At 67.2% G+C, this 8,847-nt stretch carries 9 protein-coding genes and 1 pseudogene; 5 read left to right on the top strand and 5 right to left on the bottom strand.

The window, feature by feature from the left end; translation table 11 throughout:
- The 3 genes and pseudogenes from AC1DTF_RS31445 to AC1DTF_RS31455 all read left to right on the top strand — a co-directional run.
- A pseudogene (locus AC1DTF_RS31445) lies at positions 1-270 on the top strand (hypothetical protein); the annotation flags it as partial.
- Entirely contained in the window at positions 270-1,106 is an 837-nt protein-coding gene (locus tag AC1DTF_RS31450; RefSeq protein ID WP_057165793.1) for an oxidoreductase, read from the top strand. The pseudogene AC1DTF_RS31445 and the gene AC1DTF_RS31450, both read left to right, overlap by 1 nt.
- Positions 1,106-1,927, top strand: coding sequence for a mycofactocin-coupled SDR family oxidoreductase (locus AC1DTF_RS31455; protein ID WP_477476901.1), 822 nt, complete (start codon positions 1,106-1,108; stop codon positions 1,925-1,927). Before AC1DTF_RS31450 ends, AC1DTF_RS31455 begins: the two co-directional genes overlap by 1 nt.
- Here AC1DTF_RS31455 and AC1DTF_RS31460 read toward each other — a convergent pair.
- Positions 1,924-3,480 (bottom strand): PucR family transcriptional regulator, encoded by a 1,557-nt coding sequence (locus tag AC1DTF_RS31460; protein WP_477476902.1) that lies wholly within the window; start codon positions 3,478-3,480, stop codon positions 1,924-1,926. The genes AC1DTF_RS31455 and AC1DTF_RS31460 overlap by 4 nt on opposite strands.
- Before the next feature lie 93 nt (positions 3,481-3,573).
- Between AC1DTF_RS31460 and pruA the strand changes: the two genes are divergently transcribed.
- Together pruA and AC1DTF_RS31470 are read left to right on the top strand one after the other, a co-directional pair.
- Positions 3,574-5,202, top strand: coding sequence for an L-glutamate gamma-semialdehyde dehydrogenase (gene pruA, locus AC1DTF_RS31465; protein ID WP_477476907.1), 1,629 nt, complete (start codon positions 3,574-3,576; stop codon positions 5,200-5,202).
- A 2-nt stretch (positions 5,203-5,204) separates the two neighbouring features.
- Positions 5,205-6,158, top strand: coding sequence for a proline dehydrogenase family protein (locus tag AC1DTF_RS31470; protein WP_477476903.1), 954 nt, complete (start codon positions 5,205-5,207; stop codon positions 6,156-6,158).
- A gap of 79 nt (positions 6,159-6,237) precedes the next feature.
- Here the strand turns inward: AC1DTF_RS31470 and rfbC are convergent, their stop codons facing one another.
- From rfbC to AC1DTF_RS31490, 4 genes are all read right to left on the bottom strand, one after another.
- Positions 6,238-6,846 carry a dTDP-4-dehydrorhamnose 3,5-epimerase gene (gene rfbC / locus AC1DTF_RS31475; RefSeq protein ID WP_057165796.1) on the bottom strand — a complete coding sequence of 203 codons (609 nt, stop codon included), beginning with the start codon at positions 6,844-6,846 and terminating at the stop codon, positions 6,238-6,240.
- Positions 6,843-7,835 (bottom strand): dTDP-glucose 4,6-dehydratase, encoded by a 993-nt coding sequence (rfbB, locus tag AC1DTF_RS31480; RefSeq protein WP_477476904.1) that lies wholly within the window; start codon positions 7,833-7,835, stop codon positions 6,843-6,845. The genes rfbC and rfbB overlap by 4 nt, the downstream gene beginning before the upstream one ends.
- Before the next feature lie 91 nt (positions 7,836-7,926).
- Positions 7,927-8,346, bottom strand: coding sequence for a YybH family protein (locus tag AC1DTF_RS31485; protein ID WP_477476905.1), 420 nt, complete (start codon positions 8,344-8,346; stop codon positions 7,927-7,929).
- 37 nt (positions 8,347-8,383) lie between these two features.
- A partial coding sequence (locus AC1DTF_RS31490; protein WP_477476906.1) for a variant leucine-rich repeat-containing protein occupies positions 8,384-8,847 on the bottom strand: 464 nt, incomplete at its 5' end.

Below are 8,847 nucleotides of genomic sequence, written 5' to 3' on the forward strand. Positions count from 1 at the left end.
TATACCTACGTCATCTCCCCGACCGATCCCGGCGTCGCCAACTGGATCGACTCCGACGGACTGAACGAGGGCATCCTGACGTTGCGGATGGCCGAATTCGGCGGTGACGGACCCAAAGAGGACCTCGGTGCGCGCGGGCGGGTGGTGAAACTCGACGATCTCGAACGCGAGGCCCCGACATTGCGCCGGGTGTCCGCGCAGGAACGCGCGACCGAACTCGCCGAGCGCCGTGCGGCGTATCTGCGCCGCCTACCCGAGGGGACTGCCTGATGACCCGCTGGTTGATCACCGGATGCTCCACCGGTATCGGACGCGAGATCGGCCGCGCCGCTTTGGAGGCCGGGCACTCCGTGGTTGTCACAGCACGGCGCCGGGAGGCGGTGGCCGATTTCGTCGACACGTTCGGTGACCGCGCCGTGGCCGTCGCCCTCGACGTCACCGACAAGGATCAGATCGCCGCGGCGGTCGCGGCGGCGCACGACGCGTTCGGCGGTATCGACGTCCTGGTCAACAATGCGGGCTACGGCTACATGTCGGCCGTCGAAGAAGGCGATGACGCCGAGGTGCGGAAACTGTTCGATACCAACTACTTCGGGGTGGTCGATACGATCAAAGCGGTGCTACCGGCCATGCGGGCATCCAAATCCGGTCACATCGTCAACATCTCGTCGATGACCGGTCTGGTGGCCAACCCGCCCAACGCCTACTACTCCTCGACAAAGTTTGCGCTGGAGGCGCTCACCGAGGCGCTCGCTCAGGAGGTCGCACCGCTGGGCATCAAGGTGACCGCCATCGAACCCGGAGCCTTCCGCACCGACTGGGCCAGGCGTTCGATGCAGGAATCCTCCACGCCGATCGGTGATTACGACGACGGCGTCGGGACCCGTAAGACGTTGATCAAGGAGTTCGCCGACCACTTGCCCGGTGATCCGCGCAAGGTCGCCGAGGCGGTGCTGACGGTGACGGCGCTGGACGAACCGCCGCTGCGCCTGCTGCTCGGGCGCGATGTGCTGAAGGCGGTGCGGGACAAGATCGCTGCCCTGTCTGCCTCCATCGACGAGTGGGAAGCCGTGACCAAGGACGTCAACTTCCCGAAGGGCACCTAGTGGCCCGGCAAGCAGGCAAGGTGGCTTTCATCACCGGCGCCGCCCGGGGGATGGGTCGTGCGCATGCCGTGAAGCTTGCCGGCGAGGGGGCCGACATCATCGCGCTGGATGTCTGCGGGCCGTTCGAGTCGACCGATTACCCCGGGTCGACATCCGAAGACCTGGGCACCACGGTGGAACTCGTCGAGAAACAGGGCCGCCGCATCATCGCCCGCGAGGCCGACGTCCGCGATCCTGACGCGGTGGATCACGTGGTCGCCGCCGGTGTCGCGGAGTTCGGCCGCATCGACATCGTCATCGCGAATGCAGGCATCATCCGGCTGACGGAGTCGGACCACCGCGCGCAGGTCTTCCGCGACGTCGTCGATGTGAACCTGACCGGCGCGTGGAACACGGTCGACGCGGCCCTCCCCACGATGATCGCCGGTGGACGGGGCGGGGCGATCGTGTTGGCGAGTTCGACGGCCGGTATCCGAGCGTCCGGTACCGACCGGCCCGGGTTGCAGGCCTATGCGGCATCCAAGCGCGGGCTGGTGGCGCTGATGCAGGGCTGGGCCAGTGACCTTGCGCGGCATTCGATCCGGGTGAACACCATCCACCCCTCGGGGGTGGCGACCGACATGATCATCAACGACACCACCATCGGGTTGGCGCAGGCGGCCGACCCATGGATGGGCACCCAGCAGAACGCCCTGCCGATTGCCTTGTTGCAGCCCGAGCAGATCGCGAACGCGGTGGCGTGGCTGGTATCCGAGGAGGCCGAGTTCATCACCGGCGTGGCGTGGCCGCTCGACGCGGGGTTCGGTATCCGGACGTACTAGCGGGTGGCGCGCAGGCTCAGCGACAGCAGCAGGCGCAGTTCGGCATCATCCAATGACGCGGCGATGAGCTTTTCCAGACGGCGCACCCGGTAGCGCACCGTGTTGGGATGCACGTGTAAGTGCTCGGCGACCGTGGCGATGTCGCCGAAGCAGTCCAGATAGGCCGCCAGTGTGTCCGCCAGTACTGGTTGGGTGTCGCGCAGGTGACGGATGCGGGGGTCGACCAGATGCTCGTCGGCTTCGATCATCGACACGATCTCGTCGAGCAGGACGGTGGTGCGGGCGTCATCGAGTGAGGACACCTGCGCGATGGCGCCGGGATGGCGCTGTGCGCTCTGGAACACCCTGTCGACCTCGGTGCGGGCGGGCGCGATATCGGCAAGCCCGGTCAGTGGGGCCGCGATCACCGCGCGCAGGCTGAGCCCCAACTCGCGGCGCAATGCGGACACCACGCCCCGCACCCAGGACGTCACCGCTGCCGGTGCACCGATCTTCGGGAACACCACGTAGACCCGGTCGTCGTCGGCGGTCACCTGCGCGTCGACCCGGAAGGCGCCGGCGCTCAGTGCCAGCACATCCGGTGGGGCGCCCTGGAACGCGACCAATGCCGCGCGGGCGTCTGCGGCGACGCCCAGGCCCTGGGCCACCGAGGCCACGTCGATCTCGGCGCCGGCCAGACCGAGGAGTTGGCGCACCAGGACCGTGTGGGTGGAAGGTGCCGCCGCCAGCCGGGACATGATCCGGGCCGCCAGCACCGCCGCACCCCGCAGCACATCCTCGACGTCCTCGGCCAACGGTTGCGAACCTTGTTGCAGCCAAATGGTTCCGGCGAACTCGGGCGCCCGCCGACCATTTGGTGATGCGTGGTGCACGCCGATGGCCAGCCGCGGGCGCAGGCCCAGTTCGGGCCGCGCGTCGACGCGCACGACGTCGGCGGATGYGCGCAACGAGTCGAAAACCCCCCACTGCCCCAGCCATTCGAGGTGGGCGGGCGGACCGGCGCGGCCCATGATGGACAGCCGCCGCAAGTCATCGGCCTCGTCGTTGGACGCCGAGTAGGCCAGCACATGGGATGCGGTGTCCTCGATGCTCACCATGCCGCGGGTGCGTTCGGCGATCGACTGGGCGAGCCCGAACAGGTCGGTGCCGGAATCCGACTGCGGATCGGCGCGGTCGCCGTGGTGTTCGAAGACGTGGTTGACCAATCGGAACAACCGTTCCCAGCGGGCTCGTGGTTCGACGGCCACGACGGCGACCCCGGCCTGTGTTGCCCGGGCGATCACCGACGGGTGCGGCTCCTTGACGAAGATCGCGACCGGCTGTCGGGTTTGGGCGGCCAGCCAGTGCACCGCATCCGCCGGACTGATGCCGAGCAGAAAAAACACATCCGCGGCACCGGCCGCGGCCGCCAGGCCCAGGCGCACGTCGTCGGCGTCGAGCAGTGCCGCCGAGGCCACCGGCAGGTCCAGCCCGCGCGGAGCCTCCACCAGGTTGACCAGGGTGGTGTCCAGCGCCAGCAGCAGCCGGCCGAGTCCCACACCGGTGTCCGACATATTGGCCAATCGTACTAGAAGGTCCATCAAAGCTTGGACAATCGAACAACCTATGCGAGCGCTGGATCAGCCATCGTTGCCGGTATGGATGCCATCACCGCGATCACTGACGTGCCGCTTCCGCTGAACGAGCCCATTCACGACTACGCACCGGGCAGCCCCGAGCGCGCCCGCCTCACCGCCGCGCTGAGCGACCTCGCCCAAGCACCGATCGACCTGCCGCATGTGATCGGCGGCAGGCACACCATGGGTGCGGGAGACCGCATCGACGTGGTCCAGCCACACCGCCACCAGTCGGTGCTCGGCACGCTGACCAACGCCGGGCACGACGAGGCCACCGCGGCCGTCGACGCCGCGATCGCCGCCAAGGACGCGTGGGCGGACACCCCGTTCGACGAGCGCGCCGCGGTGTTCCTGCGCGCCGCCGACCTGATGTCCGGCCCGTGGCGCGAGAAGATCGCCGCCGCCACCATGCTCGGCCAGTCCAAGACCGCCTACCAGGCCGAGATCGACTCGCCCTGCGAGCTCGTCGACTTCTGGCGCTTCAACGTGGCGTTCGCCCGACAGATCCTCGCGCAGCAGCCGATCAGCAGTCGCGGCGTGTGGAATCGCACCGACTACCGCCCGCTCGAGGGTTTCGTCTACGCGATCACCCCGTTCAACTTCACCGCCATCGCGGGAAACCTGCCGACCGCGCCCGCCCTGATGGGCAACACCGTGGTGTGGAAACCGTCCATCACGCAGACGTTCTCGGCCTACCTCACCATGCAACTGCTGGAAGCCGCCGGACTGCCGCCGGGGGTCATCAACCTCGTCACCGGCGACGGTTTCGCGGTGTCCGATGTGGTGCTGGCCGACCCGCGGCTGGCCGGCATCCACTTCACCGGATCCACCGCGACGTTCCAGCACCTGTGGCGCGAGGTCGGCACCAACATCGACCGCTACCGCACCTATCCGCGGCTGGTGGGGGAGACCGGCGGCAAGGACTTCGTCGTCGCGCACCCGTCGGCGCAACCGGATGTGTTGCGCACTGCCCTGATCCGCGGCGCCTTCGACTACCAGGGCCAGAAATGCTCGGCGGCGTCGAGGGCCTTCGTCCCGCGCTCGGTATGGACGCAGATGGGTGACGACTTCCTGGGCGCCACCGAGGCACTGAAGTACGGCGATGTCACCGACCTGTCCAACTACGGGGGTGCCGTCATCGATGAGCGCGCCTACGCCAAGAGCGCGCACGCCATCGACCGGGCCAAGGGCACCGCCGGTGTCACGATCGCCGTCGGTGGTGAATGCGAGGACAGTGATGGCTATTTCGTGCGCCCCACGGTACTGCTGTCCGACGATCCGACCGACGAGGCATTCCGCGACGAGTACTTCGGGCCGATCCTGGCCGTGCACGTCTACGACGACGACAAGTGGGACGACATCCTCGGTGTTGTCGACGCCGGATCCACCTACGCGCTGACCGGCGCCGTGATCGCCGATGACCGCACCGCCGTGCTCGACGCCCAGCACCGGCTGCGCCATGCGGCGGGCAACTTCTACGTCAACGACAAGCCCACCGGTGCGGTCGTCGGCCAGCAGCCGTTCGGCGGATCCCGGGCCTCCGGGACCAACGACAAGGCCGGTTCGGCACTGAACCTACTGCGGTGGACCTCGGCACGCTCCATCAAGGAGACCTTCGTCCCGCCGACCGATCACCGCTACCCGCACATGGAGGCCTGACCATGAGTGTCTTCCAGAAGCTGGCACGGCCCACGATCCTGGCCGCGAGCAGATCCGACAAGCTGCGGCGCACCGCCGAGCGAATGCCCGTGACGCGCGATGTCGTGCACCGGTTCGTGCCCGGAGAAACCATCGACGACGCCATGGGTTCAGTTGCTGCGCTGCGGGGTTCACAGCGCTTCGTCAGCATCGACTACCTGGGCGAGGATGTCACCGATCAGGACACTGCGGGTGCCACGGTCGAGGCCTACCTGGGGTTACTGGACGCGCTCGCGCGGCGCGCAGAGTCGACCGGTTCTCCGCGGACCCTGGAGGTGTCGCTGAAGCTGTCGGCGCTGGGCCAGGCGTTGCCCCGTGACGGCGAGAAGATCGCCATGGAGAACGCCCACATCATCTGTCAGAAGGCCGGTGACGTCGGCGCCTGGGTGACGGTGGACGCCGAGGACCACATCACCACCGACTCGACACTGTCGATCGTGCGGGATCTGCGTGCCGATTTCGACTGGCTGGGCACGGTACTGCAGGCGTACCTCAAGCGCACCGCAACAGACTGCCGCGAATTCGCCGCCTCCGGCGCCCGAATCCGGCTGTGCAAAGGCGCCTACGACGAGCCCGCTTCCGTCGCGTTCCGTGAGCGCACCGAGGTGACCGACTCCTATCTGCGGTGCCTGCGCATCCTGATGGCCGGCAGCGGCTACCCGATGGTGGCATCGCACGACCCGGAGATCATCGACGCGGTGCCCGGGATGGTGTCGGAGTTCGGCCGCGGTGTAGATGATTTCGAGTACCAGATGCTGTACGGCATCCGCGACGACGAGCAGCGCCGACTGGCCGACGCGGGCCACCACGTCCGCGTGTACGTGCCTTTCGGGACGCAGTGGTACGGCTACTTCGTGCGCCGGCTCGCCGAACGTCCGGCGAACCTCGCGTTCTTCCTTCGCGCGCTGCTGGATTGACGACCAGCGGTCAGGGCCTGCTGATCGGTCACGGCACTAGGATGTCCGCTCTCGCTGTCAGTTTCGAGCAGGCGGGCCCTCAGCCCAGGCGGGTACGCAATCCATCGACAAAACTGCGGGTGGCCTCCCACGTCGGCAGCTTCCCGGACTCCGCGACCTCCGCCAACGTCGGGGCGTGCAGGTCGCGGTCGGACAACGACGGAGTGAACCCGGCGGGCCATGCGATGCCCAGGGCGGGATCGGTGGCCAGTATCGTGTGTTCCCGGGTGGGGCTGTACGGCGCCGAACACAGGTACATCACCGTCGAATCATCTTCCAGCGCAAGAAATCCGTGCGCCAATCCCTCCGAGAGGTAGATCGTTCGGCGAGATTCTTCGTCGAGTCGCACCGCGTCCCAGTGTCCGAATGTCGGCGACCCGACCCGGATGTCCACCGCCACGTCGAACACCGCGCCCCGTACGCACGTCACATATTTGGCCTGGCTCGGCGGAAGCTCGGCGAAGTGCAGTCCGCGCAGCACCCCGGCCATCGACACCGAGCAGTTCGCCTGAGCGAGGGTGAAATCGTGGCCGGCGAAGTCGCGGAAGGCCGACTCGGTGAACCACTCGAAGAACATGCCACGGGCGTCTCCGCGCAGCTGGGGAGTGATCTCCCAGGCGCCTGGTACGGCGAGCTCGCGGACGTTCACTGACCGCGCCCCGCGTAGGCAGTCTCGACACCGTTTTTGAGCGGGCCCCACCACGCCTCGTTGGTCGTGTACCAGTCGATCGTCGCCCGCAACCCGTCTTCGAAGTCGGTATGCGCGGGTGCCCAGCCGAGTTCGTCGTACAACACCGATGCGTCGATCGCGTAGCGCAGATCGTGACCGGCGCGATCGGTCACGTGGTCGAAATCGTCGGGCGAGCGACCCATCAGCGTCAGGATGGTGCGCATCACCGTCAGATTGTCGCGCTCGCCTCCCGCGCCGATCAGGTACGTGCGGCCCACCTGTCCTGCGGTGAGGATGCGCCAGACCGCGGTGTTGTGGTCTTCGACATGGATCCAGTCGCGGACGTTCTTCCCGAGGCCATAGAGCTTCGGCCGCCGCCCGGTGAGGATGTTGGTGATCTGCCGCGGAATGAACTTCTCGACGTGTTGGTACGGGCCGTAGTTGTTGGAGCAGTTCGAAATCGTGGCCTGCACACCGTAGGAGCGCACCCACGCACGGACCAACATGTCGGACGCCGCCTTGGTCGATGAGTACGGGCTCGACGGGTTGTACGGGGTGGTTTCGTTGAACCGATCGGGCACGTCCAGTGGCAGGTCACCGTAGACCTCGTCGGTCGAGACGTGGTGCAGTCGGACCCCGTGCCTGCGGGCCGCCTCGAGGATGGTGAACGTGCCGATGACATTGGTGTGCAGGAACGGCTCGGGATCTGCCAGCGCATTGTCCACGTGGGTCTCGGCGGCGAAATGTACGATGGCGTCCGTCTCGGCCACCAGTTTGCCCACCAACTCGGCATCGGTGATATCGCCTTCGACCAGTCTGATGTCACCCTCGACCGGGCGCAGCGACTCCCTGCTGCCTGCGTAGGTGAGGGAGTCGAGTACGGTCACGTCGGCCAGGCCGCCGTGTACCACGGCATGCACGAAATTCGAGCCGATGAAGCCCGCTCCTCCGGTGACGAGCAATCGCATAGTCCGTAGGGTAGTGCGCTCGCTCAGCGGTGCTTTCCGAGGCCCGCCGAGTCTTCTTCGCGGAATCTACGGCGGCGGCGCCACCTCGGATCTAGTTCCCGCGTTCCGCGCCGACCTGGGTGGTGTCCGGGAACGAGTGGTGTTCGTGCAGGATCTGCCAGCGGCCATCGATCTTGCGCAGGCCCATGGACAGCCGCAGCCGGTTGTCCGGGTTCTCCGCGAACTCCTTCTCGCCCCCGCAGCGCAGCAGTCCGTAGGCGAACGCGACATCGTCGCCGGCCACCACGTCCAGTTCGAGCAACTCGAAAGTGGCCCCGCTGCTGATGAACTCGAAGAACGGTGGCCAGCTGGCGCGGTAGGCCGTGATACCGCGGATCCCCTCATACGGGGGCGGCACGTCGAACATCACGATGTCATCGGCATGCGCAGCGGTGACCGCGTCGAGGTCACAGGCCCTGATGCCGTCGACCCAGCGGGTCACCAGCGCGCGGATATCGGTTTCGGCATTCATACCGGTATGGACCGCGGCGGGCGGGAAAAGTCATCGGTCAGCCGCCGCGGGTGGAGAACCTGCCGTCGGTGACCTCATCCCATTTCTGGCACACCGCGGCGACCTGCTCATCGCCCTGTTCGCGGATCCACGCGCACGTCTCCCGGTCCGTGGACGGGTTGGTGACGATGATGGTGCGCAGTTCGGGCCGGTCCTCGGCGAGCTGGCGCAACCGCGCCGGCGGCGTCGAAGGATCCGCTGCCCGGAGCGCGTCCAGCGGATCGGGCAGCGCACCGCGCGGGGCGTCATGCGCCGACAACTCGCTCTCGTCGGTACCGGTACTGCGGCTGTTGAGCAGCAGGTTCAGCAGGATGGCGGTGAGGGCACCCGCCGAGATCCCGGAATGGAAGATCGTCTGGAACCAGTCGGGGAATTGGTGATACAGGTCCAGCGAGAGGTTCACCGGGGTGTCGGCCAGCGTGCGGTCGGTGTAGTACAGCTTGGCTTCGGTCAGCATGGCGA

The sequence above is a fragment of the Mycobacterium sp. P4_H6 genome (genome assembly GCF_056400845.1).

What these genes read in the sequence shown, in the direction of transcription:
- AC1DTF_RS31450 (WP_057165793.1), top strand. Translation starts at nt 270, where the DNA reads ATGACCCGCTGGTTGATCACCGGATGCTCCACCGGTATCGGACGCGAG.
- AC1DTF_RS31470 (WP_477476903.1), top strand. Translation starts at nt 5,205, where the DNA reads ATGAGTGTCTTCCAGAAGCTGGCACGGCCCACGATCCTGGCCGCGAGC.
- rfbB (WP_477476904.1), bottom strand. Translation starts at nt 7,835, where the DNA reads ATGCGATTGCTCGTCACCGGAGGAGCGGGCTTCATCGGCTCGAATTTC.
- AC1DTF_RS31485 (WP_477476905.1), bottom strand. Translation starts at nt 8,346, where the DNA reads ATGAATGCCGAAACCGATATCCGCGCGCTGGTGACCCGCTGGGTCGAC.